28 protein-coding genes and 1 tRNA gene are annotated in these 26,476 nt (G+C 69.5%); 12 read left to right on the plus strand and 17 right to left on the minus strand.

Translation table 11 applies throughout. The features are described 5' to 3' along the window. The gene (locus tag ACFVW6_RS05085) at positions 1-951 is read left to right on the plus strand and encodes a Ppx/GppA phosphatase family protein (protein WP_357342907.1); all 951 of its coding nucleotides are present in this window, start codon (positions 1-3) and stop codon (positions 949-951) included. Between the two features lie 60 nt (positions 952-1,011). Here ACFVW6_RS05085 and ACFVW6_RS05090 read toward each other — a convergent pair whose 3' ends face one another. Beyond that, complete coding sequence (locus tag ACFVW6_RS05090) at positions 1,012-1,662, minus strand: hypothetical protein (RefSeq protein WP_378823548.1); 651 nt, start codon at positions 1,660-1,662, stop codon at positions 1,012-1,014. Between the two features lie 127 nt (positions 1,663-1,789). Continuing rightward, positions 1,790-3,106, minus strand: coding sequence for a TfoX/Sxy family DNA transformation protein (locus ACFVW6_RS05095; protein WP_378823546.1), 1,317 nt, complete (start codon positions 3,104-3,106; stop codon positions 1,790-1,792). Positions 3,107-3,130: 24 nt separating this feature from the next. On the opposite strand from ACFVW6_RS05095, the gene ACFVW6_RS05100 reads away from it, so the two are divergent. Next, complete coding sequence (locus tag ACFVW6_RS05100; protein WP_378823544.1) at positions 3,131-4,729, plus strand: MFS transporter; 1,599 nt, start codon at positions 3,131-3,133, stop codon at positions 4,727-4,729. Positions 4,730-4,894: 165 nt separating this feature from the next. Here ACFVW6_RS05100 and ACFVW6_RS05105 read toward each other — a convergent pair whose 3' ends face one another. Further along, a complete protein-coding gene (locus ACFVW6_RS05105; protein WP_378823542.1) occupies positions 4,895-5,914 on the minus strand; it encodes a hypothetical protein in 1,020 nt (339 codons plus the stop codon). A gap of 74 nt (positions 5,915-5,988) precedes the next feature. Between ACFVW6_RS05105 and ACFVW6_RS05110 the strand changes: the two genes are divergently transcribed. Next, positions 5,989-7,230 (plus strand): cytochrome P450, encoded by a 1,242-nt coding sequence (locus ACFVW6_RS05110; RefSeq protein ID WP_357342915.1) that lies wholly within the window; start codon positions 5,989-5,991, stop codon positions 7,228-7,230. Further along, positions 7,227-7,811: a helix-turn-helix domain-containing protein gene (locus ACFVW6_RS05115; RefSeq protein WP_378823540.1), complete on the plus strand. Its 585-nt coding sequence runs from the start codon at positions 7,227-7,229 to the stop codon at positions 7,809-7,811. The genes ACFVW6_RS05110 and ACFVW6_RS05115 overlap by 4 nt, the downstream gene beginning before the upstream one ends. A 1-nt stretch (position 7,812) precedes the next feature. Here the strand turns inward: ACFVW6_RS05115 and ACFVW6_RS05120 are convergent, their stop codons facing one another. Then, positions 7,813-8,391, minus strand: coding sequence for a carboxymuconolactone decarboxylase family protein (locus tag ACFVW6_RS05120; protein ID WP_378823538.1), 579 nt, complete (start codon positions 8,389-8,391; stop codon positions 7,813-7,815). 114 nt (positions 8,392-8,505) lie between these two features. Here ACFVW6_RS05120 and ACFVW6_RS05125 point away from each other — a divergent pair, with 114 nt between their 5' ends. Both ACFVW6_RS05125 and ACFVW6_RS05130 read left to right on the plus strand, forming a co-directional pair. Then, complete coding sequence (locus ACFVW6_RS05125) at positions 8,506-9,732, plus strand: acyl-CoA dehydrogenase family protein (RefSeq protein ID WP_355273268.1); 1,227 nt, start codon at positions 8,506-8,508, stop codon at positions 9,730-9,732. A gap of 72 nt (positions 9,733-9,804) precedes the next feature. Further along, positions 9,805-10,254, plus strand: coding sequence for a cupin domain-containing protein (locus ACFVW6_RS05130; protein WP_378823536.1), 450 nt, complete (start codon positions 9,805-9,807; stop codon positions 10,252-10,254). 95 nt (positions 10,255-10,349) lie between these two features. Here the strand turns inward: ACFVW6_RS05130 and ACFVW6_RS05135 are convergent, their stop codons facing one another. After that, the gene (locus ACFVW6_RS05135) at positions 10,350-11,591 is read right to left on the minus strand and encodes a hypothetical protein (RefSeq protein ID WP_378823535.1); all 1,242 of its coding nucleotides are present in this window, start codon (positions 11,589-11,591) and stop codon (positions 10,350-10,352) included. A 124-nt stretch (positions 11,592-11,715) separates the two neighbouring features. Next, entirely contained in the window at positions 11,716-12,159 is a 444-nt protein-coding gene (locus ACFVW6_RS05140) for a hypothetical protein (protein ID WP_378823533.1), read from the minus strand. A 92-nt stretch (positions 12,160-12,251) separates the two neighbouring features. On the opposite strand from ACFVW6_RS05140, the gene ACFVW6_RS05145 reads away from it, so the two are divergent. After that, a complete protein-coding gene (locus ACFVW6_RS05145) occupies positions 12,252-12,455 on the plus strand; it encodes a hypothetical protein (RefSeq protein ID WP_378823531.1) in 204 nt (67 codons plus the stop codon). Positions 12,456-12,479: 24 nt separating this feature from the next. On the opposite strand, the gene ACFVW6_RS05150 is transcribed toward ACFVW6_RS05145, so the two are convergent. The 3 genes from ACFVW6_RS05150 to ACFVW6_RS05160 all read right to left on the minus strand — a co-directional run bounded on the left by ACFVW6_RS05150 (position 12,480) and on the right by ACFVW6_RS05160 (position 15,713). Continuing rightward, a tRNA-Leu gene (locus tag ACFVW6_RS05150) sits at positions 12,480-12,553 on the minus strand. 115 nt (positions 12,554-12,668) lie between these two features. Continuing rightward, positions 12,669-14,177: an amino acid permease gene (locus tag ACFVW6_RS05155; protein ID WP_355273248.1), complete on the minus strand. Its 1,509-nt coding sequence runs from the start codon at positions 14,175-14,177 to the stop codon at positions 12,669-12,671. Between the two features lie 48 nt (positions 14,178-14,225). Next, positions 14,226-15,713 carry a peptide MFS transporter gene (locus tag ACFVW6_RS05160; RefSeq protein WP_378823528.1) on the minus strand — a complete coding sequence of 496 codons (1,488 nt, stop codon included), beginning with the start codon at positions 15,711-15,713 and terminating at the stop codon, positions 14,226-14,228. 163 nt (positions 15,714-15,876) lie between these two features. Here ACFVW6_RS05160 and ACFVW6_RS05165 point away from each other — a divergent pair, with 163 nt between their 5' ends. Then, positions 15,877-16,323 carry an SRPBCC family protein gene (locus ACFVW6_RS05165; RefSeq protein ID WP_378823526.1) on the plus strand — a complete coding sequence of 149 codons (447 nt, stop codon included), beginning with the start codon at positions 15,877-15,879 and terminating at the stop codon, positions 16,321-16,323. A 260-nt stretch (positions 16,324-16,583) separates the two neighbouring features. Further along, positions 16,584-17,381 carry an MHYT domain-containing protein gene (locus ACFVW6_RS05170; RefSeq protein WP_378823524.1) on the plus strand — a complete coding sequence of 266 codons (798 nt, stop codon included), beginning with the start codon at positions 16,584-16,586 and terminating at the stop codon, positions 17,379-17,381. Positions 17,382-17,388: 7 nt separating this feature from the next. Here the strand turns inward: ACFVW6_RS05170 and ACFVW6_RS05175 are convergent, their stop codons facing one another. The 3 genes from ACFVW6_RS05175 to ACFVW6_RS05185 form a co-directional block, all read right to left on the minus strand. Next, positions 17,389-17,604: a hypothetical protein gene (locus ACFVW6_RS05175; protein ID WP_378823522.1), complete on the minus strand. Its 216-nt coding sequence runs from the start codon at positions 17,602-17,604 to the stop codon at positions 17,389-17,391. 31 nt (positions 17,605-17,635) lie between these two features. After that, positions 17,636-17,791, minus strand: coding sequence for a DUF6131 family protein (locus tag ACFVW6_RS05180; protein ID WP_378823520.1), 156 nt, complete (start codon positions 17,789-17,791; stop codon positions 17,636-17,638). A gap of 125 nt (positions 17,792-17,916) precedes the next feature. Continuing rightward, positions 17,917-18,519 carry a TetR family transcriptional regulator gene (locus ACFVW6_RS05185; RefSeq protein WP_378823518.1) on the minus strand — a complete coding sequence of 201 codons (603 nt, stop codon included), beginning with the start codon at positions 18,517-18,519 and terminating at the stop codon, positions 17,917-17,919. 172 nt (positions 18,520-18,691) lie between these two features. Here ACFVW6_RS05185 and ACFVW6_RS05190 point away from each other — a divergent pair, with 172 nt between their 5' ends. Genes ACFVW6_RS05190 through ACFVW6_RS05200 form a run of 3 tightly spaced genes read left to right on the plus strand, consistent with a single transcriptional unit; the run spans position 18,692 to position 22,473 of the window. Further along, positions 18,692-20,218 (plus strand): LVIVD repeat-containing protein, encoded by a 1,527-nt coding sequence (locus ACFVW6_RS05190; RefSeq protein ID WP_378823516.1) that lies wholly within the window; start codon positions 18,692-18,694, stop codon positions 20,216-20,218. Then, positions 20,215-20,838 carry a DUF305 domain-containing protein gene (locus ACFVW6_RS05195; RefSeq protein WP_378823514.1) on the plus strand — a complete coding sequence of 208 codons (624 nt, stop codon included), beginning with the start codon at positions 20,215-20,217 and terminating at the stop codon, positions 20,836-20,838. The genes ACFVW6_RS05190 and ACFVW6_RS05195 overlap by 4 nt, the downstream gene beginning before the upstream one ends. 42 nt (positions 20,839-20,880) lie before the next feature. After that, on the plus strand, positions 20,881-22,473 hold the full coding sequence (locus ACFVW6_RS05200; RefSeq protein ID WP_378823512.1) for a GMC oxidoreductase: 1,593 nt from the start codon (positions 20,881-20,883) through the stop codon (positions 22,471-22,473). A 43-nt stretch (positions 22,474-22,516) separates the two neighbouring features. Here ACFVW6_RS05200 and ACFVW6_RS05205 read toward each other — a convergent pair whose 3' ends face one another. From ACFVW6_RS05205 to ACFVW6_RS05225, 5 genes are all read right to left on the minus strand, one after another. Next, positions 22,517-22,801, minus strand: a complete 285-nt coding sequence (locus ACFVW6_RS05205) for a hypothetical protein (RefSeq protein WP_355273223.1) — start codon at positions 22,799-22,801, stop codon at positions 22,517-22,519. 63 nt (positions 22,802-22,864) lie between these two features. Beyond that, the gene (locus ACFVW6_RS05210; protein ID WP_355273220.1) at positions 22,865-23,596 is read right to left on the minus strand and encodes a GntR family transcriptional regulator; all 732 of its coding nucleotides are present in this window, start codon (positions 23,594-23,596) and stop codon (positions 22,865-22,867) included. 164 nt (positions 23,597-23,760) lie between these two features. Beyond that, complete coding sequence (locus ACFVW6_RS05215; protein ID WP_378823509.1) at positions 23,761-24,135, minus strand: SHOCT domain-containing protein; 375 nt, start codon at positions 24,133-24,135, stop codon at positions 23,761-23,763. Between the two features lie 184 nt (positions 24,136-24,319). Next, positions 24,320-25,621, minus strand: a complete 1,302-nt coding sequence (locus ACFVW6_RS05220; protein ID WP_378823507.1) for a serine hydrolase domain-containing protein — start codon at positions 25,619-25,621, stop codon at positions 24,320-24,322. Between the two features lie 93 nt (positions 25,622-25,714). Beyond that, positions 25,715-26,230 carry a hypothetical protein gene (locus ACFVW6_RS05225; protein WP_355273213.1) on the minus strand — a complete coding sequence of 172 codons (516 nt, stop codon included), beginning with the start codon at positions 26,228-26,230 and terminating at the stop codon, positions 25,715-25,717. Positions 26,231-26,476 lie beyond the last annotated feature (246 nt).

Raw genomic sequence — 26,476 nt, forward strand, 5'->3', positions numbered from 1 at the left:
ATGACCGAGCGCATCGCCGCGGTGGACTGCGGTACCAACTCGATTCGTCTGCTGATCTCCGAGGTCGGCGCCGACGGTGGCCTCACCGATGTGCACCGGGAGATGCGCATCGTGCGGCTCGGCCAGGGGGTCGACGCGACCGGCAGGCTCGCGCCCGAGGCGATCGAGCGCACGCGCGTCGCGCTGGCGGACTACGTCGATGTGATGCTCGCCCAGGGCGTTTCCCGGGTGCGCATGGTCGCCACCTCCGCCACCCGCGATGCCGCCAACCGCGACGACTTCTTCGACATGACCCGCGCCGAGCTGGGCCGGGTCGTGCCGGGCGCGGTCGCCGAGGTGATCACCGGCGACGAGGAGGCGCGGCTGTCCTTCGCCGGCGCGGTCGGCGAACTGTCCGCCGACGCCGGGCCGTTCGTGGTGGTCGACCTGGGTGGTGGCTCCACCGAACTGGTCGTCGGCGACGGCGACGGCGTGCAGGCGGCCTACTCCGCCGACATCGGCTGCGTGCGGGTCACCGAACGCTGTCTGCCCGGCAATCCGCCGACGCCCGAACAGGTCGAGGCGGCGCGGGAATTCGCGCAGACCAAGCTCGACGAGGCGTTCGCGAAGGTTCCGGTGGACCGGGTGCACACCTGGGTCGGTGTCGCGGGCACCATGACCACCATCACCGCCGTCGCGCTGGACCTGCCCGAATACGACTCGACCCGGGTCCACCTGACCCGGCTGAGCCTGGCCGAGGTCCACCAGGTGTGCGACCGCCTGATCGCCATGAACCACGACGAGCGCGCGGCGCTGGGCCCCATGCACCCCGGCCGGGTCGACGTCATCGGTGGCGGCGCCGTCATCACCGAGGTGCTGGCCGACGAATTGGCCAGGCGCGCCGGCGTTTCCGAGCTGATCGTCAGCGAGCACGACATCCTCGACGGCATCGCGATGTCCGTCATCGCCTGATCGACACGACAGCGCCGCGCACCGGAAGGCTTCCGATGCGCGGCGACGTGGACCGTCGGATCAGGGCAGCACCTGGGGAATGACCTCCGGCGCCACGGCACCGACGGCCGCGCCGATGAGCGCGCCGACCAGGGCGTTGGGCAGGCCGACCAACCCGACGCACGGCAGGTACAGGATCATGGTCGTGATCATCGGCACGCACACCACCGCGGCGGCGATCAGGCCGACGCCTGCGCCGATCGCGGCGGCATTGTGCACCGGATCGGAATTCTGCGCGGTCGGGTTGGTGGCGATGGTCTTCAGTTCGGTGGCCGCGGCCTGCGAGACCTGCGGGGTCGCCCGCAGCGTGCGCCCGTCGGCGGAGATCTCGGTGGCCACGGTGATGGTGTTGCCGCCGACGGTGCCGAAGGTGGTGGGCACCTGCGCGATCGGGCTGCCGGTCGCCGATTCGACCGTCAGCATGCCGTCCTGGCTGAGGACGAATCGTCCGTCGTCGACGGTCGCCGACACGGTCCGCAGATCCGGTGTGACGTCGGTGCGGTAGGCGATGCCCTCGGCCTGGCCGTGCGAGGCCAGCCCCTGGACGAACCGGGCCTGCTGATCGGCATCGACATCGGCCGAGGCCACCCCGGCGCAGGTGACGGCCACGGCGACCGGCAGGGCGGCGGCGAGCAGCCGCCGGCCGAGGCCGGAACTCGAGTTCTGGAACATATCGGAGAAACTCCCTCTCCGAATTCGCCCGAAGAAATCGGCCCCCCGGGTGAATCCGAAATATCGTGGTCGATGAACACAGATGATTCGGATTGCCCCGCCGTCTTGGATGGAATTCCCGGCCGTGCTAATTCCGCCCGGGCGTGGCGCGGAGTGTTGCGCGCGGGCCCGGCCGGACCGGCGCGCGGTAACGCGGCCGCGATATCCGCGCGGGGACGGGTGCCGGACCGAGCGCGGCGATCAATTCCCGGCGCCGCTCCGGCCCGATGAACCGCCGGTCGCGAAAACTGAGCGCGCCCTCCATCGCCCAGAGCATTTCCGGATTCAGGCCGCGCACTTGCGCCGCGCGCAGCCGCCGATAGGTTTCCACCGCGCCGAGTTCGGCGAGTTCGTCGAGCGAACGCACGTCCGCGTGCGCGAGCATCACCGCGGCCGCGTGCCCGAGTTCGGCGCCGCGCCCGCGATATTCGCGAATACGCAAATGGGCGTCACCCCGGACGGTTTCGGCTTCGCGCCAGACCTCGGCGCGCAAGGCGTCCGGGGAAGCCGGCTGGTCGGCGCGGGCGAGAACGCGGGCGCGCGCCTGCCGGGCGACGCCGACCATCGGGCGAAATGCCCGGAAGATCTGGATCTCGCCGTCGTGACCGTGCCACCATTCGTCCAGATACACGTGGTCGGTGCCGAATCCGGCGGAATCGAGTCGTGCGGCGTCGAGCGCCCAGACCCGGCAGTCGTCGGGGGTGCGTGGGGTGAGCACCAGCATCCCGCGGCGACGGGTGATGTCCCCGCCGACCCGGCGACGGCGGTGCCCGGCCGACCACGCGTTCGCGGCGCGTGGCTCCAGCGTCCGGTCCAGGCCGAACGTTTGCCAGCGGACGGTCCCCGCTGGATCGCCTTCCCGTGTCTGCCGCTTCAGAGCCGCCGCGGCCTGATCGTCGAGTCGGGTGTGCCAGCCCGGCACCAGCACGATGGGATCGGCGGGGTCGGCGTCGAAGGGCGTCGGCACCAGGAACTCCCGGTCGAGGAGGATCACGGTCCCCGGCCGCGATTGATACGACAGCCCCCACAGCAGCCTGGCCAGCAGCTTCGCGCCGTGGTCATCCGACAGCACATGCCACGTCTCGTGGAACCGATTCGTGCTGAACCGGGCGCGCGTCCCCGGCCGTGGCGCGATCACCGTCCGCACACCACGCACTCCCCGCACCGCATGCCGGTGCAGTTTCAACCCGTCCGAGATATCCCGGGCATTCCCGGGCCGTTGTCTTTTCATCTCCCCAAGGAGGCCACATCGCCCCGCGCGCGGGCAACGGCTTTTCCGCGCGGCTGATCGCGCCGAGGTTGGCCTGTCGTAACGGTTCGTGGCTGGTTGCGGCTTTCCGGGTCGCCGGGAGCTTACTGTCGGGGTGAGCACTGGGTTGGCCGAACCGGGTTGCCGCCGGTTCACGACGCGTGAGGTGGTGGGACTGCCATGGCCGACGAGGCGATTTCCGGAGATGCCGATCAGTTGTCGGGGAGCAGGCGATTACTGGCGGTCCTGCTGGCGATGGCGATGTTCGTCCTCGTCGTGGACACCTCGCTGATGAACGTGTCGATCTCGGCGGTGGTGCGTGACCTCGACACCACCGTCAGCGGCGTGCAGTCCGCGATCGCGCTCGAGGCGCTGGTGTCGGCGGCCTTCATCCTGATCGGCAGCAAGGTCGGGGACCTGATCGGCCGTCGCCGTGCCTACGTGCTCGGCCTGCTCGGCTACGCGACCGGCGCGACCGCGATGACGTTCGCGCAGAGCCTCACCGCGGTGATCGTGCTGTGGGCCGTGGTCGGTGGCATCGGCGCGTCCCTGCTGCTGCCCGCCATGCAGTCCCTGGTACACGGCAACTTCCACGGGGCGGCGCAGAAGAAGGTGTACGCGCTCGTCGGCGCGGCGGCCGCGATCGCCGCCGCGGTGGGACCGCTGCTCGGCGGCTTCGTCACGACCTACCTGTCGTGGCGCGTCGGGTTCGCGCTCGAAGTGGTGATCATCGCCGCCGTCCTGTCCGGTATCGGGCTGGTTCGCGACGTGCCCTACACGGGGTCGCGCGGCGTGGATGTGGTCGGTGCCGCGCTGTCGGTCCTCGGCATGGGCGGCATCGTGCTGGGGATCCTGGTGTGGCAGGAGGGCGGCGAGGCCGTCGCGGCCTTGCTGGTGGCCGGTGCGGCCGCGCTGATCGGGCTGGCGTACTGGCTGATCCGCCGGAAGCGGCGGGGCGAACCCGCGCTGATGGATCCGGACCTGTTCCGGTCCAAGGCGTTCCGGCTCGGGGTCACCGGGCAGATGCTCCAGCAGATCGCGCTGGGCGGCACGATGATCGCGCTGCCGATCTATCTGCAGATGGTGCTCGAGTACAACGCGATGCAGGCGGGCCTGTCGTTGGCGCCGCTCTCGCTGAGCATGTTCGCCGTCGCGCTGATCGCGGGTCGGCGGGCGGGGGCGCGGCGCTCGGCGCCGATCATCCGGTGGGGGTTCGTCCTGGTCACCGTCGGTATCGCGGTGCTCGTCCCGCTGGTGCCGCGCGCGGAGTTCGGGTGGGCGCTGCTGGCGCCGCTCGTCGTGGCGGGCGCGGGCTTGGGTCTGCTCGTCTCGCAGTTGAACAACTACACGCTCGCGCCGATCTCGGAGGAGCGGGTCAGCGAAGCCTCGGGCACCAACTCCGCCGCCGGGTCGTTCGGGCTCTCGTTCGGTCTGGCCTTCGCCGGCGCGATCATGCTGGCCACGCTGTCGCTGACCTTCACCGCGATGGCGGAGTCGAGCGAGGTGCTCCCACCCGCCGAGCAGGCGCACGTCGCCCAGGTCCTCGAGGACGACGCGCAGGTCATGAGCAACACCGAACTCGAGTCCCTGCTCGCGGGCCAGCCTCCGGCGATCAGCGAGGAGATCATCCGGATCAACACCGACGCGCGGCCCCTCGCGCTCCAGGCGGCGCTGCTGGTCCCGATCCTGGCCGGGCTCCTCGGCCTGCTCAATTCGTTCCGCATGGTGCGCGAACCCGACGCACCACCCACCCCGAGCACCACGCCAGGGTCGTTCTGACCTCCTACCGCGTCGGTGCCCATGCCGGTGCCCATCCAGGAGGTCGCCCTCGGCGGCTCTCCCGGCGCCATGGCGTTCTGTAGTTCCGCGGTCGGTTGGGTGCCGCTCGTCGGTCCCTTCGCCGCCTTGATCTGCGCGGCCCGGGTTGGTTGGACCACCGGGCGGCTAGCCGGGCAGTGGCGCGATGGTGTCGGCCTCGGCGCGCAGCGCGGTCGCCTCGTCGGCGCGGTCCAGTGCGGACAATCCGTCCGCCTGGGCGCGCAGCGCGAGGGCGAGGGCGTCCTTCATGCTCCGCCCGAGCTTCTCGACCTCGATCACCAGGCGCTTCGTTGTCGTTTTCGCCTGCGGCCGAGTCGCTTTCGCCACCAGGGCCGGGAACTTCTTGTCGAATCGGCCGACGATCCAGCGGCGCAGTTCGATCTCCTCGGCCCGCAGGGCGACGGCCTCTCGCGTCCGCCCGAGTTCGTCGAGGTAGAACGACTCCTCGTAGAGCGACTGCGCGAAGCTGGTCGTCTTGGCGCGGCCGAGCGGCATCGCGACCATCTCGCGGCGCACCGCCGTCGACTCCGCCGCGTGCCGCAGCGCCGCGGCCGTATCGTCGACGACCCAGTGTCTGCGCGCGATCCGGCTGTGGAACTCGCCGAGCTTGTCGGCGAGGACGTGGGTGCCGATCGCGAACGGCGGCGGCCGCAGCCCGATCACCTCCGCCGTGCGCCCGGCCGACAGCAGCGAGCTGTAGCGATCCGGTTGCGGATGTGCCTTGTCCCAGGCGATTCCGCTGTCCACGAGATGCAGGGCGGCACCGTGGGTGAGCGTCCACCCGCCGACCACCTCGGCGGCGACCGCGAGATACATCACCGCCCCGACCACCAGCGCCGACACCACCGCGACCGGCCACGTCCACCCCGACGGCGACAGCTTCCACACCGCGACCGCGACCACGTCCGCCACCGCCACCGCCACGAAAGACCAACCGGCGAGCAGTATTCCGCGCCGCGGCAGCGCCGCCAGCGCCAGCCACACCGCCGCCCGGCCCGCGCCGGTGAACCCGATGCCGGGCAGGAGCAGCAGCGCCAGCCACAGCTCCTGGCCGGTCCACAGCCAGATCGGCACGCCGATCGTCGCCGCGAGCACCGCCCAGATGAGCGCCGCCCCCCAACTGCCGAAATCCTCCCCGGAACCCATGCCCAGATATTCCCCGCCGCCACCGACAGAAACTAGTGTTAGACATATGCGAGTGTTTGTCTTACCTTGGAGGCATGAGTTCAACGACGTCTCATGTGGTCGGGTTCGAGCTGCGCTCCGGGGAAACCTGGCGCGACCCCTGGTCCATGTACTCCGCGCTGCGTGACCAGGACCCGGTCCACCGGGTGATCCCCGACGGGCGGGAAGCCGACGACTTCTATGTGCTGTCTCGCCACGCCGATGTCTGGGCCGCGGCCAGGGATCCCGAGACCTTCTCCTCCGCGGCGGGATTGACCGTCGACTACGTCGACCTGGCGGCGGCGGGCTTCGGCGCCGTCAAGCCGTTCGTCTTCATGGACCCGCCCGAGCACACCGATTTCCGGCGCCGGGTGGCCCCGGGATTCACTCCGCGCCAGGTGAATTCGGTGGAGCCCGCGGTCCGCCGCTTCGTCGTCGAGCGGATCGAGCGGCTGCGCGCTGCGGGCGAGGGTGACATCGTGCAGGAGCTGTTCAAGCCCCTGCCCACGATGGTCGTCGCGCACTATCTCGGTGTGCCGGAACGCGATCACGGCAAGTTCGACGAGTGGACCGAGAACATCGTCGGCGGCGCGGTTGCCGGCGCCGGGCTGGCCGCGGGCGATGAGCACGCCTTCACCGCCGTCGGTGAGCTGGTCGGCTACTTCTCCGAGCTGATCGCCCGTCGCCGGGTCGAACCGGGCGACGACACCATCTCACACCTGCTGGCCTCCGGCCTCGGCGCCGACGGCGACAACGACGGCCTGATCGCGATCCTCGGCTTCGCGTTCACCATGATCACCGGCGGCAACGACACCACCACCGGCAATCTGGGCGGCGCGGTCCAGCTCCTCACCGCCTACCCCGACCAGCGCAGGCAGCTCGCCGACGACCCGTCGCTCATCCCGGACGCCATCGAGGAATTCCTCCGCATGACCTCGCCGGTGCAGGGCCTGGCCCGCACCGCCACCCGCGATGTCGAACTCCACGACACCACCATTCCCGCCGGGCGGCGCGTGCTGCTGCTCTACGGCTCGGCCAACCGGGACGAGCGCGAATTCGGTGCCACGGCAGCCGAACTCGACATCCGCCGCAATCCGAAGCGCATCCTCACCTTCAGTCACGGGCACCACCACTGCCTGGGGGCGGCCGCGGCCCGGATGCAGGCGCGCGTCGCGCTTGAGGAACTGCTGGCCCGCTGCCCCGATTTCACCGTCGACCTCGACGCTGTGCGGTGGGCCCACGGCAACTACGTCCGCTGGCCACTGTCGGTGCCGTTCCACGCGACGGGTGCGGCGTGAGCGGCGACTGGCTGGCCACCGACCGCGCGGATCTGGCCGCCGAGCGGATTCTCGACGCGGCCGCCGAACTGTTCGCCGAGCGCGGGGTGGCCGCGGTCGGCATGCGCGATATCGCCGCGGCGGCCGGGTGCTCCCGAGCCACGCTGTACCGCTACTTCGACAATCGGCAGGCCGTGCGGATCGCCTTCGTGCACCGCGAGACCCGGCGCATCGTCGCCGGGCTCACCGATCAGGTGCGCGACATCGCCGACCCGGGGGAGCGGATCATCGCCGCGATGATCGCCGCGATCGCCGCGGTCCGCGCCGACCCGCTGCTGATCGCCTGGTTCCGCCCCGGCGATTCCGGCACCGCCGGGCGCATCAGCCAGGACTCCGACGTCATCGAGTCACTGGCCGCGACCATCTTCGCCGACATCGACCTCGGCGACCCCGAACGCAGCAGGCTGGCCCGCTGGCTGACCCGCGTCATCGTCTCGTTCCTTGCCACGCCGGGCCGTGACGACGCCGACGAACGCGCGATGCTGCGGGAGTACGTCGCCCCGATCGTCACGCGCGCCGCCCCCACCTGGGCCGACCGCTGAGTCAGCGCCCCGGTTCGGCGGTCTTCCGGTCGAGGTGGGCGACGCGCGGTTCCGGCATCGCGCACGTCAGCCCGTCGGCCATGCCGGTCGGCTGCACACCGAGGCCCTGGTTGAGCCGCGCCCGCTGGTTCTCCCACGCGATCGACGCGGCCAGCTCAGTCAGCTGGGCCTTGGACAGGTGGGTGAGCAGGGTCGCGCGCAGGTCGTCGAGGTCGACCGCCGGGGTCGAGGTCATCGCCTCGGCGAACTCGATCACCAGCTTCTCCAGCTCGGTGTAGGCGTCGCTGGTCCGGTAGCGGGGCAGCTCGGTGATCTGGGCCCTGGTCAGTCCGGAGGTGTGCGCCAGCGCCGAGCCGATGTCGAGACAGAACTGACAGGCCACCAGCCCCGCCGTCTTCAGCTCGGCGAGTTCCTTGAGCCGGGGATCGAGCTTGTTGCTGAACAGCAGCGCCGTCTCGTAGGCCATGGTCGCCGCCCCGATCTGCGGGCGTCGGCCCAGCCAGCCGATCAGATCGCCGCGATTGCGCCGCGCCTGCCCGATCACCGTGGCGTATCCCCTGATCCGCTCGACCACTCGCATCGAAACCACCCCTTCGTGTCGACGATTCGTCTACCCCCGAACCTACCCCGTCGCCTCAACTATAACGTGTTCTATATTCGAGGAAAGTTCCGGCGATCCCTCGGGAGTCCAGATATGTACCAGTGGTCCGACGAAGACCTGATGTTCCGCGACGCTGTGCGCGGGTTCATCGCCAAGGAGATCACCCCGCACGTCGACCAGCTGGAGAGCGGGGCGCTGCCGCCGTTCGACATCATCCGCAAGCTCTACGCCACCTTCGGTCTGGACGAGATGGCGCGCGAAGGGCTGGACAAGGCCCTCGCCCGCGAGGAGGCGGGCACCACCGGATCGGGCAAATCGGGCGGCGGGTTCAGTGGCGCGGGCAGCATGGGCGTCATCCTCAACAGCGAGCTGGCCGGGGTCAGCCTGGGCCTGGTGGCGTCGATGGGCGTGAGCCTCGGCCTCACCGCCGGCACCATCCGCAGCCGCGGCACCCTCGCCCAGAAGAAGCGCTGGCTGCCCGAGCTGGTCACCATGGCCAAGGTCGGCGCCTGGGCCATCACCGAGCCGGACTCGGGCTCCGACGCCTTCGGCGGGATGAAGTCCTACGTCCGCCGCGACGGCGCGGACTACATCCTCAACGGCCGCAAGACCTTCATCACCAACGGCCCGTACGCCGACGTCACCGTCGTCTACGCCAAGCTGGACGAAGAGGACGGCACCGACCGCCGCGACCGCAAGGTGCTCGCGTTCGTGCTGGACAAGGACATGCCCGGTTTCGTGCAGAGCCCGCCGTTCAAGAAGATGGGCATGAACTCCTCACCCACCGGCGAGCTGTTCTTCGAGAACGTCCGCATCACCCCCGACCGCCTGCTCGGCGAGACCGAGAACCCGGCCAAGGGCGACGGAAAGGACAGTGCCAAGGAGTCTTTCGCGGCCGAGCGCATCGGCATCGCCTCGCTGGCGCTGGGCATCATCAACGAATGTCACCGCCTGTGCATCGATTACGCCAAGTCCCGCAAGCTGTGGGGCAAGGAGATCGCGCAGTTCCAGCTCATCCAGCTCAAGCTCGCCGAGATGGAGATCGCGCGGATCAATGTGCAGAACATGGTCTTCAACGCCATCGAGCGCACCGCCGCGGGCGACAAGGTGACCCTCGCCGAAGCCTCCGCGATGAAGCTCTACTCCTCCCGTGCCGCCACCGAGGTGGCGATGGAGGCCGTCCAGCTCTTCGGCGGCAACGGCTACATGGCCGAGTACAAGGTCGAGCAGCTCGCCCGCGACGCCAAGTCCCTGATGATCTACGCGGGCAGCAACGAAATCCAGGTCACCCACATCGCGAAGGGTCTGATCGCCGGATAGCTCGGGGCGCGCCACCGCGCGGATGGCGGGTTTTCGCTGTTCGCGCAGGTAGCGGGCTCGTATACTGCGGAGATGCGAATCCGCCGGGTTGTCCTCGTCGGCGCCGCGGTGGTCACCGCGGCGGTCACCCTCGCGCCGGCGGCCGCGGCGACGCCGTCCTCCGGCGTCACGGTCGAACCGCTCGCGCAGGTCGACGTGAGCGCCTTCAGCCCGTTCGCCTCGCTACCGAGCAAGTTCACCTTCCGCCGGATCACGCTCGCTCCCGGCGGCACCCTCGGCTGGCACTATCACGACGGCAACGTCCTCGCGTTCGTCACCGCGGGTGAGGTCACCCGGTACGAGGCGGCGGACTGCCTGCCGGTGACGTACGCCGCGGGTCAGGGCCTGTCCGAGACGGTCGGCCCCGATCACGTCCACGTCGGCCGCAATCTCGGCACCGTGCCCGCCGAGCTGTATGTCGCCTACCTCAACCGCGCGAACGAACCGCTCTTCGTCGACGCCGCCGACCCGGACTGTCCGTAGTCGGCGGGCCGTCGATCCTCGCGGTTCCGGCGGTCCCGGCAGGGCGGTCCTCGGTGCCGAGCCGCGCTTCGGCGCCGTCCGATCGGCGGGTGTGGTCAGGCGCCGAGGCAGGCCCCGGTGCCGCCCGCGGCGAACGTCTCGGTGCTGCAATAGGCGGCCGTCGGGTAGTACGGGCCCATCGTGACGGCCGGGTCGGTTCCCGAATCCTGCGACGCCTGGACCGAGTTCGGATAGAACGCCGCGCTCGGAGTCATGTTCCGCAGGAACAGCACCTTGTCCACGTCGGTGCTGCCCCAGGGAATCGTTGTCACGGTCGACGGGAGATTCGCGGGCAGGTCCGCGGGCGCGGCGAGCACATAGGTGTAGTAGCCGTCGGCGTCGAGCGCGGTCTGGAAGTCGGACGCGCAGGCGACGACGGGGTACGGGGTGCGCAGGTCGTTCTGGCACATCGACCAGTACCGCACCTGGGTCGGTTCGGTCGCTGACTGCCCGGCCCTGGTGTCCGGGAAGGTCGGGGCCTTCGCTCGCACCACCACCAGGCGGCCCGGCTGATAGCTGATGCGGGTCCCGACGTACTTGTTGTCGCCGTTCGGGAAGAGCCCGGCGGTGCTGGCCGGATTGCCGAAGGTGGCCTCCGGGGCATTGCCGGGGAACGCGCCAGAGGCGGCCGCGGCGATGCCCTGATCGAAGACCGCCTTCGCGGCGTCGGCGACGGGACCGGTGTAGGTCGCCGGGTTGAACGGCTGCTCGCACGGCTGGGCCGGAACCTGGTTGCCCGCGAGGGTGAGCCGCACGTCCGGCAGGGGAACACCACCGCTGAGCGAGGCCGGATCGGTCGGCACGTAGACCCGGACGATGACGAACCCGATCGGCGTGCTCTGCCCGCTCGCGACCGCCTGGATCTCGTTGCGGCTGTGGTCGGCCGGGCCGTTGACCAACCTGGCGTGCCACCGCTGCTGGTCCGTCGGCAGCGCGGCGGCGGAGGCGTCGACATACGGGTTGCCGCTGCCCGGGTCAGGGGCGATCTGGTTGTCGCGCAACGTGTCCACGGTGTTCAGATCGGTCCCGTAGGTGTTCAGTGAGAAATACCGCGCGGCCGGATAGGTCCCCGACAACTCGATCGAGTCGCCCGGCCCCAGCGCGTACGGCATCAGCCAGTACGTCGAGTTCGCGTCGGGGAACGCCACATTCAGCACGGTGTCGTTGGACATGAACCGCCACGCGCACAGCGCCGAGTCCGGTGGCCCCGCGGAGGCGGGCGCGGCGAACCCGACCACTCCCGAGATCAGGGCGACCACGCACCCCAGCCGGACGAGCAAGGCAACAACCGAATGCATGACGATCCCTCCGCTGCGCTCGAACTGTCGAACTGTCGAAGAATCCGCACGTCCACGTCACCGCGGTCGGCTCGCGACCCAACATAGACCACCCCACGGCCGGAGAACCCCGCGGGGACGCCGATCAGCGCATCCCGTCGACCGCGCGCGTCAGGCGCTGCGCGACTTCGCCCTGTGGGTGAACAGACAGGGCCTGGTTGACAATCAGCCAATCCGCGATGTCGTCACCGCGGACATATTTGCGGAAACAGTTGTAGATCGCGTAGTAGCCGAGCTCGATCGAATCGGGAAAGGCCAGATCGTCGTCTTGCAGCGCGGCGAGGGGCTCGAGATACCGGCTGTCGACATCCGCGTGATCCACACCGGCCCGCGCCGCGCGCAGGGCATCGGCGGGCAACTCGACATCGACGTCGTGCCACATCCCGACCACCGAGTCGCGGTAGCGAAGCGCGGCGGACTTTCCCCGGACGTAATCGTTCCAGGTCAGCAGGGCATCGTCGCACAGCGAGAGATGAACGAGTCGTCGACTGTCGGCTCCCAGCTGAAAGAAGGGGTGCGTCGATGTCATAGGCGATTCTAACGAGGGACCGAGCCCGATCTGATCGCTGACCCCGACATTCGGGGCAATCGAATTCGCAGGCCCGACTCTACGATTCGGTCATGATTCTCCTGACTCGGCTATCGCGCGTCGGTGTCGCGGCGCTCGCCCTCACCACCGGACTCCTCCTCGCAGCAGCCCCAGCCGCCGCGGAAACCCCCGGCACGGGCAGCAGCTCACTCGGCACCGGCTCCGCCCAAGACCTCATCGAGGCCTTCGCCTGCGCCGTAGGCGCCATGTCCTGCCCCATCGTCATCCCGCAGTGACCCCGGCTACCTGCGCCGATGAAGTGCCCCCACAGGGACTCGAACCCTGACTTGGCGGATTTTAAGTCCGCTGCCTCTGCCAATTGGGCTATAGGGGCGTCCGGGACAGCCTAGCGACTCGTACGGGTGTACCGGAATCGTGTCGGTATACAAGGTCGGCCCGGCGTGTCGCCGGTGACAGCGCCGAACCGACCTTATCGCCGATGGGGCTGGTCAGCCGGTCGGCGGGCGATTACCGAGGACGGAGTGGCGGCGGCCGTAGGCGAAGTAGACGGCGAAGCCGAGGATCATCCAGACGATGAAGCGCAGCCAGGTCTCCACCGAGAGGTTGACCATCAGCCACAGGCAGGAGAGCACGGCCAGGATGGGGATCAGCGGGACGAACGGGACGCGGAAACCACGCGGCAGGTCGGGACGGGTGCGGCGCAGGATGATCACGCCGACCGAGACCAGCACGAAGGCGAACAGGGTGCCGATGTTCACCATCTCTTCGAGCGTGCCGAAGTCGACGAAGCCGGCCAGCACGCAGCAGACGATGCCGACGATGACGGTCAGGCGAACCGGCGTGCCGCGCGAACCGGTGTGGGCAAGCCAGCGCGGCAGCAGCCCGTCGCGCGCCATCGCGAACAGCACACGGGTCTGCCCGAGGAACAGCACCATCACGACCGTGGTCAGACCGGCCAGCGCGCCGATGGAGATGACGTTCTTGGCCCAGTCCACGCCGTGGATGGCGAACGCGGTGGCCAGCGTGGCGTTCTCGCCCGCCAGATCGGTGTAGGGCACCATGCCGGTGAGCACCAGCGACACCGCGACGTAGAGCACGGTCACGATGAGCAGCGAGCCGAGAATGCCGCGCGGCACCGCCTTCTGCGGGTTCTTGGTCTCCTCGGCGGCGGTGGCGACGACGTCGAAACCGATGAACGCGAAGAACACCAGGCTGGCCGCGGCGAGCAGGCCGTACCAGCCGAAGTTGCTGTTGCCCGCGCCGGTGAGGAACGAGAACAGGGACTGGTGCAGGCCGCTGGCGCCGTCCTCCTCGGGCTGTGACGGCGGGATGTAGGGGCTCAGGTTGGAAGCCTTGAAGTAGGTGATGCCGAGGACCAGCACCAGCGCGATGACGGCGAGCTTGATCGCGACCGCGATCGCCGACACCCGCGAGGACACCTTGGTGCCGATGGCCAGCAGCACACCGAGCACCGCGATCAGCGTGACCGCGCCCCAGTCGAAGGTGACCGAGCCGAGCTGCACGGTGGCGGTCTCGAAGCCGAAGACGGTGCCCAGGTACTGCGACCAGCCCTTCGCGACGACCGACGCGGCGAGCGCGAATTCGAGAATGAGGTCCCAGCCGATGATCCAGGCCACCAGTTCACCGAAGGTCGCGTACGAATAGGTGTACGCGCTGCCCGCCACCGGCACGGTCGAGGCGAATTCGGCGTAGCAGAACGCGGTGAGACCGCACGCGATGGCGGCGAACACGAACGCCAGCGAGACCGACGGCCCGGCCACATTGCCCGCGGTGCGGGCGGTCAGCGTGAAGATGCCCGCGCCGACCACCACGGCGACACCGAAGATCGTCAGATCCCAGGCCGTCAGGTCTTTGCGGAGTTTGGAATCGGGCTCATCGGTGTCGAGGATGGATTGCTCGACGGATTTGGTGCGGAACAATCCGCTGCCTCGGCCTGTGGAACGGCCTGCCGCTGGCGTGGCGTCCGGTGTCGGCACGGTCTTCTCCTTCTGTGCGAACGTCTTCGGGGGATACCCGGCGGCAGGTCAGTGCACGCCCTGCATATGGCGCTTGATCCAGGGCGCGAGCGCGGCAACGACGAGACCGGCCACGATGGCGGCGCCACCGCTGATGCCGAAGTACGCGGTCTCGTTGTCGGGGCTGTAGTAGCGGGCCAGGGTGCCCGCCATGGACGTGCCGATACCGACCGAGAAGAAGTACAGGGCCATCATCTGCGAGCGGTACGCGGCGGGGGCGAGATGGGTGGTCACCGCGAGACCGATCGGCGAGAGCAGCAGCTCGGAGACGGCGAAGCCGCCCAGGATGAGGAAGACCGCGAGCACCGGGACGGTCTTGCCCTCGAAACCGCTCAGCAGCGCGAACATCCAGAACGCGATACCCATGCCGATGACACCGAGTGCGAACTTGATCGGGGTGCTGGGCGCCCGGTTGCCCAGCCTGGTCCACATCAGCGCGAACAACGGCGAGAGCGCGATGATCCACACCGGCTCCACCGAGCCGATCCAGCTGGCCGGCGCCTCCCAGCCGAAGATGTTCCAGTCGACGCGTTCGTCGGAGTACACCGCGAGCATGGTGAACATCTGCTGGAACAGCGACCAGAACACCGCGTTGGCGATGAACAGCGGGATGAACGCGCGCACCCTGGTGCGCTCGACCTGGGTCACCTTGGCGCTGGTGAGCAGCACGGCGAAGTAGACGACCGAGGCGACCACGATGACGCCGGTGGTGACATCGGACAGATTGTCCAGGGTGAGCAGCCCGGTCAGCACCGCCACCAGCACCGCGACGGCGGCGATGGCCACGCCGATCAGCACCGGATTCAGCTCGCGGCGGGTGAGCGGATTGGGCACGTCGCGGCCGTGCGTGCCGAGGTTGCGCCGGAAGACCACGTACTGGGTCAGGCCGAGGGCCATGCCGACCGCGGCGGCGGCGAAACCGGCGTGGAAGCCCCACTCGCGTTGCAGCAGGCCGGTCAGCAGCGGGCCGGTGAAGGCACCGAGATTGATGCCGAGATAGAAGAGGGTGAAGCCACCGTCGACCCGCGCGTCCGTCGGCGAGTACAGCGTGCCGAGCAGGGAGGAGGCGTTGGCCTTGAGCGCGCCGCTGCCGAACGCGACGAGCACGAGGCCGACGCCGACCCCGGCCAATCCGGGCAGCACCGCCAGCGCGATATGGCCCGCCATGACCACGACACCGCCGTAGAAGACGGTGCGCTCCATGCCCAGCACCCGGTCGGCAATCCAGCCGCCGAGGACCGTCGACAGATACACCAGCCCGCCGTAGGCGCCGACGATGCCGAGTGCCGTGCTCTGGTCGAGGCCGAGTCCACCTTCGGTGGTGGAGTAGTAGAGGTAATAGCCCAGGATCGTGAGCATGCCGTAGAAGGAGAAACGCTCCCACAGCTCGACACCGAACAGGTTGGTGAGTCCGATCGGATGGCCGAACAGGGTCCGTTCGCCAGCCTCGTCGGCGGGGCCGGGCGGGTCGCCGAGCCGCGTTTCTTCGGTGGACATACGGGAACGATCCCACGTCCAAACGGTGTACAGCAATTTTCCCGCATCGTCGCGGCTTCGGCGCGCCGCGCCGCCTCGGCGCCGATGTTCTCGGCGCGCGGCGGGCCCGCGCGCGAATTACCCTGGAGTGGCCGGATTCCCGCGACGGACGAGGAAATCAGACATGCTGACTGCCGAGGTGACCGTGCCGGTCGACCGCGCGGCGGCCTTCGCGACCCTGGCCGACGGCTGGCTGTACGCGAGCTGGGTGGTCGGCGCTTCGCATATCGGCCGGGTCGATCCCGACTGGCCCGCCGTCGGCAGCCGGATCCACTATCGATTCGGGCTCTGGCCGGTGCTGATCAGCGATACCACGGTGGTCCGCGCCGCCGATCCGCCGCATCGGCTGGAGCTGGAGGCGCGCCTGTGGTCGGTCGGCTCGGCGTGGATCCGGCTCACCCTGTCCGAGGCGACGCCGGGGCACACCACCATCCGGATGACCGAGCGCGCGTCCGGCGGGCCCGCGCAACTGATTCCCGGGGTGGCGCAGGATCTGGTCTTCGCCGCGCGCAATCAGGAATCGCTGGATCGGCTGGCGGATTTGATCAGGGCGCGGGCGCAGAACTCCTGATCGCAAGGTCGCAACCGGTCGGTTCGAAATGAATGCCCCTATTTCCAGGGGCGCCGTTCCAGGAGTTCGCGCACGTTGGATTCATCTCGATAATTGCGAAACAGAATGTGCCGGAACGGAATTCGAATCATGAATTTCGAACTGTCGGCAAAGCCGATACGGCCAGGTCGAATGGTCTAGTCTCTAGCCATCGCGCATGCGGAAATGATCGACCTCCGGGGGATGATGTGCTGCACATCGAGCATTTCAACAATGGCTGGATGAATCCGGTTCTCGCTTTCAGTCTGTCGTTCATCGGCTCGGTATTGGGGTTGCGGTGCGCGGTGCACGCCAAAACGTCGACCGCGCCGATCGGGTGGTTGATCGCCGCGGCGGTCGCGATCGGCGGGGCGGCGATCTGGGTCATGCATTTTACGGCCATGCTCGGATTCAGTATCGATGGGACGCCGATTCGCTACGACGTGCCGACGACCTTGCTCAGCGCGGTCATCTCCATCGGCGTCGTCCTGGCCGGGCTGACCATCGTGACCATGGGGCGGCGCGAATGGCTCAGCCTGCCGGTGGGCGGCACGATCACCGGGCTCGGCGTGGCCGCCATGCACTACCTGGGCATGCGCGCGATGCGCAGCGGGGCCGTCATCGGCTATCGGCCGCCGCTGGTGGTGCTCTCGATCGTCATCGCGGTGGTCGCGGCGACCGTGGCGCTGTGGTTCATGCTGCACGTGCGCGGTCTGGTCCGGACGGCGGGCGCGGCACTGGTCATGGGGGTCGCGGTCTGCGGCATGCACTACACGGCGATGGCCGCGATGAGCGCGCACCACAGCGGCGCCGAGCGGCCGGTCGACGGGGTGGCGCCGGTGCAATTGCTGCTGCCGTTGATCGGGAGCGTGTCGCTGGTGGTCACCGGGCTGGTGATCCTGGTCGGGCTGGCCGAACTGGACGTCGACGCCGGGGACCGGGCGCGGCCGGATCCGGTGCGCGTGACCGGTGGGGTCATGCGCAGCACGGACCCGGCCACCCTGTCCGACAGCGGCAGGCAGTGGCCGCGTCAGGGCTGAGCCCGGCCTACTGGCTGGGTTCGGGCAACGCACAGTCGTCGACCTTGGGGTTGACGCCCATATAGTTCAACGGCCCGGCCAGCATCGTCACCGCGATGGTGCCGAGGGTGGCGCAGTTCTGGTCACGATCGGTGAAGTAGCCGCGTTGGCCCGCGGCGACGACACCGATCACCAGCCACACCAGCACCAGGATCGACAGTATTCGGGGCAGATTCGCCGACATGATGTTCCTCCTCGGAAGGGTCCGGCCGGGGTCAGTAGTAGTGGCGCCTGCCGCCGATCGGGCGGCCGACACTACCGGCGAGGAGCAGGACCAGGCCGATCACCAGCAGGACCACGCCCACGGTGGACAGCAGGGAGATGCCGAAGACGAGTCCGGCTATGAGGAGTATTGCGCCTAGAAGAATCATTTGAGCTCACCTGTTCGATACGGGGTACTACGTCGTGACGTGCCGGATCGCACGTCACATCGGGCATATGCCCCGTTGTGCCGATCGGAAACAGCTCTGGTTCGCGCCGGAACGGATCCGCGCGGTCAGCGGGTGGGCGGCGGGGTGGCTGTGCGGCGGCGGGCGGCCGACTCGTTGTCGGCGGTCATCCGGTAGACGGTGCGTTCGAGGGTCGGCAGGATGCCGGTGATCGGCAGGGTGCCCGCGGCGAATCGCGCGATCAGCGCCAGCACCATATTGCCCAGGATCAGGCCGAGGTCGTCGAGGTAGCCGGGGTCGAGGTCGCGCAGGGCGACCTCGGCGGCCGGGAGCACCGCGATCAGGCCCTGGCTGTCGAGGCGTTCGCCGCCGGGGCCGGTGCGGGCGTGGTGGTAGGCCTCGAGCATCTTGGGGTTGCGCTCCCAGGGCTCGAAGACGGTGCGCAGCAGGCGGATCAGGCTCTCGCGCAAGGGTTCGCCGGGTTCGGGCGGGGTCACGTCGGCGTAGGCGTTGGCGGCCATCCACTGTTCCAGCGCGGCGATGATCAGCTCGTCCCTGGTGCGGAAGAGCCGGTAGATCTTGGCCAGCGAGACATGGGCCTCGGCGGCGACGGCGCGGAGCTGGACGGCGTCGTAGCCCTCGGTGGTCAGCAGGCCGAGCACCACCGCGATGATCTTCGCCGATGCGTCCGATTCCGTTCCGCTGCTCACGGGTGAATGGTAGCGTCGCGCAGCGGTAACCCAGTTACCGCTGGATGGGGTCGGTGCACGCCCCGTCCCGACGACGCGACACCCGACCACTCCCGAGCCGAGGCGCCCGCTGCCGCCGCGTGCTCGCAGGACACAGGAAGGCGGCCCCGTTCGTGGGGTCGACGACAACTCCATGACTCGTTTGTTCTCCCGTGCGGCCCGCCGCTACGGCCTCGTCGCGGTGGCGCTGCTGCTGCTACCGCTCGGCGCCGCCGTCCCGACGGCGACCGGTGCACCCACCGACCGAACCGCCTGCCTGCCCGGCTCCCTGCCCGAGACCGGCCTGCAGGGCGACGTCCCCGCCGCCGACCGCGACAGCGGCCGCTCCCGCGACGGATTCCGCTGCAATATGCGGCTGCTCGGCAGTGCGCCGGGCCGCGGCGGCGGTATCACCTCGGTCACCTTCGATCACTGCGCCTACGTCGGCACGTTCTTCCCCGGCAATCTGCTCGGCCCGGACGAGGGCGTGCGGGTGCTCGACATCGCCGACCCGTCGGCCCCGGTCCACACCACCACGCTCACCGAGCCGGCGATGCTGGCCGGCACCTGGGAGAGCCTGAAGGTCAACGCCGCGCGCAAACTCCTTGTCGGCGCTGGTGTTCCGGCCCTGACCGGCGCTGGCCTGCTCTCGGTCTACGACATCTCCGACTGCGCCCATCCCCGGCTGCTCAATCCGGGCCCCGGCACCGATCTCGCGCTGCCGGTGCCGATCACGGCGCACGAAGGCGGCTTCTCGCCCGACGGCCGCACCTACTGGGCGTCGGGAACGGCGCCGGGCCTGCTCAGCGCGGTCGATCTCACCGATCCGGCGAATCCCCGGGTGATCTGGCAGGGCCTGCCCGGCCTGTCCATGCACGGCTTCGGCTTCTCGCCCGACGGCAATCGGATGTACCTCGCGAACAACCTGGGCGGTCTGAAGGTCCTCGACGTCGCCGCCGTGCAGCGCCGCGACCCGCGACCGCACGTCCCCGAACTCGCCGACCTGTCCTGGACCGACGGCTGGGCCACCCAGCACACCGTCCCGGTGACCTATCAGGGCACGCCGTACGTGTTCGCCGTCGACGAGGCGGGCTCGGGCGGGGTGAAGCTCATCGACGTCGCCGACGAGCGCAATCCCCGGATCGCCCGGTCGATCAAGCTCGCGATCAACCTGCCCGAGAACCAGGACAGCATGCTCGCCTCCGCCTCGGGTGGTTCGCTGTTCGCCTACGACGCGCACTACTGCGCGGCCGATCGCCCGGCGGACCCGACCGCGCTGGCGTGCAGCTGGACCTCCTCGGGCATCCGGGTCTTCGACGTCCGCGATCCCGCCGCCATCCGGGAGATCGGCTACTTCAACCCGCCCGCCCGCACCGGCGAGAACGCCGAACTGTGGAATTCGCCGCACGCGCTCGCCTCGATCATCGGCCCGCCGCTGCTGGCGGCGCCGACCGTCGCCCAGGCGATGCTCGGGGGCGCCTTCGATCCCGCGCAGGCACTCAGCGCGCGCACCGGCACCCTGGCCTTCGGTGACCTGTCGACCGACTGGTGCTTCTCTCCACCGGAATGGCGCGGCAACCAGCTGTGGACCACCTGCGCGGACAACGGATTCCTCGCCCTGGAACTCGCGCCCGAGGTGTACACCCCACCCACCGACCAGCTCTCGACCACCGGATCATGAGCGGGCACAAGGGCTTCCGGGTGGCCGCGCTGGCGTGTGGGGCGGCACTGTTGCTCGCCATGGGCGCCGCCCTGCGCCCGCTGCTGCCCGCCCCCGCCGCGCCGCCGGTGCTGACCGCGACCGAGATCGGTTTCGTCCAGGACATGGTCACCCATCACAGCCAGGCGCTGGTCCTGGTCCAGCGCCTCGACCGGGGCGTCGATCCCGCGGTCCTGGTGCTGGCCGGACAGATCGCCGACACCCAGCGCACCGAGCTGGGCATGCTGCTCGGCTGGTTGCGGCTGGCGGGCGCGCCCGTCGTCGGGACCGACCCGATGGCCTGGATGCGCCCGGTCGGCGCGCATCGGCACGCCGGTGCCGATGCCGCACAGCACGACTCGGCGATGCCGGGAATGGCGACGACCGCCGAACTCGACGAGCTCGCCGCCGCCACCGGCACTCAGGCCGAGGTGCTGTTCCTGCGGCTCATGCAGCGCCATCACTACGGCGGCATCGAGATGGCCGCCACCGCCGACGCGCTGCTCGACGGCGGCGAGGTCGAGCGCGCCGCCCGCGACATGATCACCGGCCAGGGCCGCGAGGCCGGACTGCTCGGCCTGCTGCTCGACCGCCGCGCGTAAGCCGGACACCCGAAAATCCCTACCCCGATGAAGGTTTGCCGAATGTCGAAGTTCTCCCGCCGTACCCTGCTGACCGGCGCGGCCGCCGCCGGTCTCACCCTGGCGGCCGCCGGAACCGCGGGCGCGCGGCCCGTCGCCGCCCGCACCGGCGGCATCCCCCTCACCACCGAGGACCGCCGGGTCGTCGTGATCGGCTCGGGCTTCGGCGGCGGCGTGACCGCGCTGCGCCTGGCCGAGGCGGGCGTCGCGGTGCTGCTGCTCGAACGCGGCAGGCGCTGGGAGACCGGGCCGAACGCCCAGACCTTCCCGCTGGCCACCCGCCCGGACAAGCGCCTGCTCTGGTACCGCTCCGACCCGATGGTGTTCGGCAGGCCCCTGGTGTTCGAGCCGTATGCCGGTCTGGTGGAAGCGGTTCCGGGCGCCGGGATGACCGCGCTGTGCGCCGCCGGGCTCGGTGGCGGTTCCCTGATCTACCAGGGCATGTCGCTGCAACCGACGCGCGAGGTGTTCGAGACGCACTTCCCGGCGGGGCTGGACTGGGACCGGATGGACCGGGTCCACTACCCGACGGTGGCCCGCATGCTCGGGCTCGCCACCGCCCCGGACGAACTGATCGAACACAAGAACTACACCGCGGCCCGGGTTTTCGCCGACCGGGTGCGGGGCGCCGGGATGCCGCTGTCGAAGATCCCGATGCCGATCGACTGGAACTACGCGCTGGCCGAACTGCGCGGGGAGATGACCCCGTCCTACACCAACGGCGACGGCGCCATGGGTGTGAACAACGGCGGTAAGCACTCCGTCGACGTCACCTATGTCGCGGCGGCCGAGGCGACCGGCCTGGTGGAGGTGCGGACTCTGCACGAGGTGACCGGGATCGAGCGCGCGGCCGACGGTCGCTGGGTGGTGCGCGTCGACCGGGTCGACACCGCGGGCACCGTGCTGGAGAACAAGGTCATCACCACCGGCGCGCTGGTACTGGCGGCGGGCAGTCTGAACACCACCCGGATGCTGGTGCGCGCGCAGGCGCTCGGCCACATTCCCGATCTGCCCGACGAGCTGGGCCGGGGCTGGGGGACCAATGCCGACCGGATCTATGTGTGGCGCAACGCCTCCGCCGGATTCGGCGCGGCGCAGGGCGGTCCGGTGGTCTACGGCAGCAAGAACTGGGACGACCCGCGGTCGGCGTTCACCGTCATCCAGGCTTCGATCCCGTCGCTGCCGATCGACCCGGGCGCCACCATGCTGGTCGGCTACGGCGTCAGTTCCGGGCGTGGCGAATTCGCCTACGAGCCGGGTGCCGACATCGCGACCCTGCGGTGGCCGGGCGACGGCGACCAGGCGATCCAGGACAACCACATCGGCCCCGCCGTGCAGCGCATCGCGGGCCCGGACAGCACGCTCATCGACACCAATGCCCTGTTCCCCTCCACCTGGCATCCGCTCGGCGGCGCCAATATGGGTACGGTCTGCGATCTCGACGGCCGCGTCCTCGGGCAGCGGGGGCTCTACGTCCTCGACGGCGCGCTCATGCCGGGCAATACCGCGGCCTGCAATCCGTCGATGACCATCGCCGCGATCGCCGAGCGCGCGCTGGCGAATCTGGTCCGCACCGACGTGGGCACGGCGATCTGAGCGGGGTTCGGCGCGCCGCCGAGGGTGGCGCGCCGAACGTGGATCAGCCCGCGGAGCCCGGGATGGGCAGCACCGCGGAGCCTGTCGCGGGCGGACGCGGCCCGGCGGAGCCGAGGTCGGCGTCGAAGGAGCCGGTGCCGCTGCCGAAGTCGGCGTCGACCGAGCCCATCGAGCTGCCGGTGGGTGGGCCGATCTCGACCGAGCCCGAGGGCCACAGATCCCAATCGAGGCCGCCGGCGGCATGGGCGGTGCCGCCCGCACCGAGCAGGGTTCCCGCGGCGAGCGCGGCCAGCAGGCCCGCCCGGGTGGTGGACTTACGGATGGACATGGGGTGATACCTCCGAGCACTTCGCTGTGATAGCGCTCATACAGTATCTGAAATATGCCAGTTTCATACCTGCGATCGGTGGCCGACTTCCATCTGCACGCGATAGCGGTCGGCGCGATACCAGCTGTGGGTGTGCTCGATCGGCACCTCCGCGCTGAACGACACCCGGTCGAAATGCAGGACGGGAGCGCCCTTCTTGACGCCGAGCAGCGCCGCGACGCCCGCCTCGGCGGCCTGGGCGTCGACGGTCTGCTCGGCCCGCTCGATCGGCCTGCCGTAGCGATCGGCGGTGGTCCGGTAGATCGAGCCGGTGAGGTCGTGCGAGATCAGGCCGGGGAGCAGTTCGGGGTTGAACCAGGCGTCGTCGACGCTGACCGGTTCCTCGTCGGCCAGCCGCAGCCTGCGCACGTGATAGGCCGCGGTCTCCGGGGGCAGGCGCAGCGCGCGGGCGGTGGCCTCGGGCGGCACCGCCTCCTCGGCGACCAGCACCAGGGTGGTCGGCTGATGTCCGAGGGTGCGCATCTCCTCGGTGAACGAGGCCAGATGCAGCCGGGACTGCACCGGCCGGTGCGCGACGAAGGTGCCCTTGCCGCGGACCCGGACCAGATAGCCCTCGTTGACCAGCTGCCCGATCGCCTCGCGTACGGTGATCCGGCTGACGCCGTAGTCCTGCATGAGGTTGCGCTCGCTGGTCATCAGGTCGCCCGGCTGTAGCTCGCGCGTGCATTTCTGCAACAGGATCGCGCGCAGCTGTTCGTGTTTGGGCACTGCGCTGTCGCGCAGCGGTGCGGGCATGAAGGTGGCTCCTTCGGTGAGGGTGCACCGGTCCCTACTGGTCCTGTCCGGTGTGTTCGAGAATACGCGACCCCGACCCCGGGGCCCAGGAAATTCTCCGCCGGAACGCCGAAAGCCCCGCTGACCGAGGGTCTCGGTGCGGGGCTTTCGGGTGGAGCGGGCGATCAGGACAGCGCTTTGGCCTTGAGCTGTTCGTACTCGGCCTGGGTGATCGAGCCTTCGTCGAGCAGCTTCTTGGCGTCGGCGATCTGCGCCGCGGGGTTGGTGCCCGCGGTCTCCTTGATGTAGGAATCCTGCGCCTGCTGGATCTGCTCGGCCTGGGCGTTCGAGCGCTCGGCCATCCCCTGACCCCGGAAGATCAGGTAGGCCAGCGCCGTGAGGAAGGGCAGGAAGATCAAGCAGATGATCCAGACCGCCTTCACCCAGCCCGATGTCTTGTGATCCCGGAACAGGTCCCCGATGATCATGAAGACCATCAGTAGATAGGCGACAAACGCGAAGCTCACAATGATGAGCCAGATGACTTCCCAGAATGACATGGCACACCTCGAGGGGGAGAGGGATCGATCGTCCGTTGCGGGCGATCGATTGAAGCACGCTTTTTGCTGGAAAATTGCCGGTCGTCGAGCGTTTCTTTGACCCTGTGCAGGGTGGGTACCCGTCAGCGTACGCGCGCGGATGGCCCCCTCGCAGGTGGCGGCACACCGCCGCCACCCGTGTCGGTCAGCGGATCCCGGGTGTGGCGGGGTTGTTGCCGACGCAGCCGAGGACGACGCAGCCGGGCGGCCAGTCGGAGAACGGCGGCTTCGGGGTCTCGCCGAGGCAGTCGACGAAACTGCACCCCGGGTAGGCGTAGGGCCCGATGCCGAAGGTGCCCAGCAGTGCGTCGGGCCGGGCGATCATCGGATCGGTGACGCTCACGTCCGGGCGTTCCCGGTACGGGCCGGGATCGGGGAGCTGCTGGTCGACGAAGGCCGAGACCAGGGTGCGCAGCACGTTGTGGGTGTAGGTGGACGAGGCGCCCGGCGTCGCGACACCGGTCCAGTTCAGCATCAGGCCCAGGCTGGGCACGATGTAGCTGTCGTTGCGCAGCATGCCCGACATCTTCACCGCGTCCAGCGGCAGGCCGGGGAACTCGAGCACGCACGGCGTGCCGTTGATCACGAACAGGAAGCCGTAGCAGGGCATGCTCGGCGAGGGCGACAGCGCCGCGCGCATGTACTCGTCCGAGATCACCTGCTGGTCGTTCCAGCGGCCCCGATTGCCGACGAGCAGGCCGAGTTTCGCGAAGTCGTCCGGCGGCAGGATCAGATGCGCGTGGCCGTAGGTGTTTCCGGCGCGGTCGCGGGCCCAGAAGTAGTCGCCGCGGGCGATGCCCAAGGGGTCGAACAGTTTCCGCTGCGCGAAGCTCTGGAAGTCTTCGCCGACCGATTGCCCGATGACGTAGACGAGCAGGTCGACCGCGCGCTGGCTGTAGCGGAACATGGTGCCCTGCGGGCGCTCGATCGGCATCGCCAGCGCCTGCGCGACGACATTCGGATCCAGCGCGGCCAGCCCGGTCGCGCCCTCGGCGGCGACCGCGACCTCCATCCCGGACGACTCGGTGAGCAGGTTGCGCACCGTGATGGACCGGTGCGCCTCGTCGCCGAGGCCCGCGGGCAGGTAGCGGCCGATCGGCTCGTCGATGAGCAGTTTGCCCTCGTCCACGGCCAACCCGGCGACCAGCGCGACCACGCTCTTGGTCCCGCTCCACAGATTCCAGGCCACGCCGCCGGATTCGGCGTTGCGCGGGCCCGCGGCGATCAGGCAGTTGTTGCGGTACAGCTGGATGTTGAAGCGGGTGGTGTCGACCGCCAGGTTCATGGCGTCGGCGACCCGCGCGGGGTCGAGGGCCGCCTCGGCGGGCGTCGCGGTCTGCGGCGTGCGCCCCGAACTGACCTCACACTGCTTGGCGGTGACCGGCGCGGCCTGGGCCACCGTGGGCAGCAGCGCGCCCGACGACAGCGTCAGCGCGGTAACCGCCACCGCCACAACATGTTTCAGATAGCCGTGCACTCCACCCTCCAGAAAGAGATTTCGGAGGGGAATCGTGAACAGTCACGTTCTCGTTACTTGTGCTCAGTTTCCGTACGGTTTGCAGACATCGATCGCGGTGTCCTTGGCGTCGTTGAACGTGTCGATCACGCCGTTGAGTTCGTCGGTGGGCGCGCGGCGTTCGAGCGTGTCGGCGAGGGTGTTGGTGTTGTCGCGGTAGGCGCGCAACGGGGTGGCCAGCGTCGAGATCACGTCGTTGGTGATCTTGCGGCCGAGGTCCTTGGCGTTGTTGCGCAGCGTGGTGACCGCGTCGTTGGCCTTGGCGTCGGTGTCGGCGGCCCTGGTGTTGCTGGCGTCGATATAGGCGTTGAACGCGGTCACCGAGCTCTTGTTCGCCGCGCGCAGGCCGTCGCAGGCCGCGTCGTTGGCCTTGGCCACCCGCGCCGCCGACGACGCGGCGACCTCGGAGGTATAGGAGGCGAGGTCGGTCTGGTTGGCCTGCGCGTCGCCGGGCACCTGCTTGGTGCAGGCGACCAGGACCAGGCCGGTCGCCACGGCCACGAGCGCCGTGCCGACCCCCATTCGTTCCCGTTGTCTCATGTCTCCCTCTCCTCCCTCGGGACCGCCGGCTCGCGGATTGCGCCGGAGCCGAACATATCGACCGTACTGGCTGGAGGCGGGTGACGTCAGCTCGCGGTGGCGATTTCGATGACCAACCGAGACGTCGGCCGGGCGCGGGGGCGGGGCCGGCGGGGCCCGCCCCCCGCCCCCCCCCCGGGGCCGCGGGGCCCCACCGACGCGGTCGCCCCGTTCAGCCTCGCCGGGCTGCCGGTGACCCAGGTTCCG

It is taken from the genome of Nocardia sp. NPDC058244, from assembly GCF_042882065.1.
GTDB lineage: Bacteria > Actinomycetota > Actinomycetes > Mycobacteriales > Mycobacteriaceae > Nocardia.